The organism is Cedecea neteri NBRC 105707 = ATCC 33855, assembly GCF_001571265.1.
Taxonomy (GTDB): domain Bacteria; phylum Pseudomonadota; class Gammaproteobacteria; order Enterobacterales; family Enterobacteriaceae; genus Cedecea; species Cedecea neteri.
The window spans coordinates 1-2,439 of record NZ_BCTL01000111.1 but is presented as its reverse complement, the minus strand read 5'-3'; the positions used below and the strand labels follow the sequence as shown (position 1 = coordinate 2,439).

The following is a 2,439-nucleotide window of genomic DNA, read 5'->3' as shown; positions in this document are numbered from 1 at the left end:
CAGGGACGGTCGGGAAAATCTTAACTCGCCGTGGGCAACACTCCCGGAGACACTCTTCTGGCCAGTGACGATAATCGGTTTTGTGATAGTTGAAGTACTTGAAGTCGTCTGCGCCGTATTTGTCTGGTTGTATAACCGCTTTTATGACCTCGGGAGGAGTCGGCACCATGGCACAAAATAATCCCTATGCTCAGCATATCAAAACGGGGCGGGCTCAGCTCCGCCGACTGGCCACCATGGAGCGCCATCTGCTGGATATGTCGGCGGACTGGGGTGACCTTGACGCATGGCTTGAGACCGCTATGGAACAGTGGGCTGGCAAATTGAAGGAACTAACGACCGAGATTAACGGCGTTATGGATACCTGGAAACGCGGTACTGAGTGGGAGGATGAGTAGCTATGGGTAAAATGACATTTGTTGTTGATTTCCCTGACGGGCAGGAGCCAGCGGTCAGCGCCGGGACGGATATTCTGGGTGGAAAGGTTGAGATGGTCGCCTGGCGGGATATCAGCGAAGACAACGCCTGGCAACGCGTTGAAAAGTGTCAACCGGGCCCCGGTGTCATGGTCTTATTGTCTGATGGCGTAAACGTTGGCACGGCCTTTATCGACCGGCACGGCGGCTGGCGATGGACGCCGGGCGGTGAAGCCGTCAGTGAAAGTGATTTGGTTCTGTGGCGTGAAGTCCCTTACCCGGAGGTAGATTGATATGAGTGAAGCATCTGAACGTTCTGGTCTGACGGGGGCTATGGACCCTGTCTGGAATACGATAATGCCTGCAGAAGGCTGGAGTGCACAAAAAATGATTGAAATAACTGAACGCGATATTGTAGTTAACGATCTTCGCATCAGTGGTTATTCCGAAGCTGATATCGCGAAACTGACCCGTTATCTTGACGACACACAGAACCCTCATTCTCCGGAGCAGTTTTTCTGTGATATCAGGCTCGAAACAGCGCAGGCCCTGAGCTTTTCCTGGCTGGTTCGCCACCTTCGGAAACTGGCTGAAGGTGGCGATAAAAACGTTGCCGTTGCAGCGCTGGGGCAGTTGGTGGAAATAGCCTCCCGGACAGGGTTGTTAGTTAATCCCGAGCTTGTCGGTAATAAGCTTCGTTAACCATCTCTTGCTGACGTCCATTACCAGACTAAAGGGCGTCAGCAAATTCTTCTTTGTTCCTCTCAGCGTCAGGAAACTGGCGGCCTCTTGTCTGCCAGGCATCAAATGAGGTTTTTATGAGTTTCAACTTCTTTTACAAGCTCAATAATTGTGTGCTTCGATGCATAGCTAAATCCACAGCAGCAATGAAGCGTTATATCTGTAAGGACGAAAAAACGGATCCTGAGTCTTTCTGTAAGGCGGTGATGGCATCGGGGACAGAGTGGGCCTGCGATGGTCTGGGCGATTGGTATTTCATAAAACGCGATCACTTTGAAAAGGACACCATTATACTTGAATTCATCGAGTATTATGAGTTGGTGCCCGAGATTCGAAATAAATGCACTCTTGATAAAAGATTGCTTGCGCTCTCCCTGGCTGCGTTTTTCGATGTGGGCCTTCTGTTGCCTGTAAAAACGCTCTACCAGCGCAAAAAACATCATGCAGGTAAGGATAACCCAGCTGATTTCTTTAGTCGTGAGCGCGCCATAAACGCCGCCGATAAACGCGGAAAGAAAAACCGGATACGCCCCAATTGTGTTGAATGCCCATTTAATTCTCCCCAGTGCAGTTAAAACATATGCGTTCATTTTATACGTCCGGTTACTGGTCTTTGGAGGTATAATAAGCAGATATTTTTATAAGTGATTGATAAAGATCATCTTCTCTTTGCCGGATCATAAGCCATCATGGGCACTGGATTAGATATCAACTTAAAGCCTCGCCTTCGCGCGGGGCTTTTTGTTGGCGAAAAATTTGCCCTGCATCAAACTCATGCGCGATATATCGTATGCATGATGTGGTCTTATATCGCCGTTGATGAAAATGTGATTTTCCTCGCGAGAAAATACTCCCAGTTTTCTTATCGTTGGGATTGTGATGTTTTTCCTACACCTGAAGTTTTTACTGTGGTTTCTGGCAACAATACCGGTTGCGGCGCTTATTGCCTGGATTCTGGTTTGGTTAAGCAACAACTGAAGAGGAGCATTTCATGAAAATACTCGCCCTCGTTATTTTTACTGTCACTCTGCTGCTTTTTGCTGCCCTGATGCTGGCTTTTGCCCGCCGGGCGCGGTAGCAGGCTATTTCGGGTTTGTGGGAATGAGGGAGATCGCTGGGTTATGGAGTATCGCATTATCATCATGTACATCCTGGTGATCCTTTTGGGGATCGTCTGGGTGAATGACAGTCGAAAAAAGTGAACATTGACTTTATAATTGAGCTGTGATCCAATTTAACCGTTAAAACTGAACACTGAACTGGCCCAAAGCCCCGCCCTCGT

General features: G+C 48.6%; 5 protein-coding genes. All 5 read left to right on the top strand.

All coding sequences use genetic code 11. From position 1 onward, the window contains the following. Positions 1 to 167: 167 nt before the first annotated feature. The 5 genes from CNE01S_RS23965 to CNE01S_RS25430 all read left to right on the top strand — a co-directional run bounded on the left by CNE01S_RS23965 (position 168) and on the right by CNE01S_RS25430 (position 2,152). Positions 168 to 398, top strand: a complete 231-nt coding sequence (locus CNE01S_RS23965) for a hypothetical protein (protein WP_061279207.1) — start codon at positions 168 to 170, stop codon at positions 396 to 398. Positions 399 to 400: 2 nt separating this feature from the next. After that, positions 401 to 709, top strand: a complete 309-nt coding sequence (locus CNE01S_RS23960) for a hypothetical protein (RefSeq protein ID WP_061279204.1) — start codon at positions 401 to 403, stop codon at positions 707 to 709. Between the two features lies 1 nt (position 710). Next, complete coding sequence (locus CNE01S_RS23955; protein ID WP_138089261.1) at positions 711 to 1,118, top strand: hypothetical protein; 408 nt, start codon at positions 711 to 713, stop codon at positions 1,116 to 1,118. 116 nt (positions 1,119 to 1,234) lie between these two features. Next, positions 1,235 to 1,732, top strand: a complete 498-nt coding sequence (locus tag CNE01S_RS25435) for a hypothetical protein (protein WP_138089262.1) — start codon at positions 1,235 to 1,237, stop codon at positions 1,730 to 1,732. A 114-nt stretch (positions 1,733 to 1,846) separates the two neighbouring features. After that, positions 1,847 to 2,152 carry a hypothetical protein gene (locus CNE01S_RS25430; RefSeq protein ID WP_096753991.1) on the top strand — a complete coding sequence of 102 codons (306 nt, stop codon included), beginning with the start codon at positions 1,847 to 1,849 and terminating at the stop codon, positions 2,150 to 2,152. The last annotated feature ends 287 nt before the right edge of the window (positions 2,153 to 2,439 follow it).

Coding starts and splice junctions, on each gene's coding strand:
- CNE01S_RS23960 (WP_061279204.1), top strand. CDS start 401: ATGGGTAAAATGACATTTGTTGTTGATTTCCCTGACGGGCAGGAGCCA.
- CNE01S_RS25435 (WP_138089262.1), top strand. CDS start 1,235: ATGAGTTTCAACTTCTTTTACAAGCTCAATAATTGTGTGCTTCGATGC.
- CNE01S_RS25430 (WP_096753991.1), top strand. CDS start 1,847: ATGGGCACTGGATTAGATATCAACTTAAAGCCTCGCCTTCGCGCGGGG.
- CNE01S_RS23955 (WP_138089261.1), top strand. CDS start 711: ATGAGTGAAGCATCTGAACGTTCTGGTCTGACGGGGGCTATGGACCCT.
- CNE01S_RS23965 (WP_061279207.1), top strand. CDS start 168: ATGGCACAAAATAATCCCTATGCTCAGCATATCAAAACGGGGCGGGCT.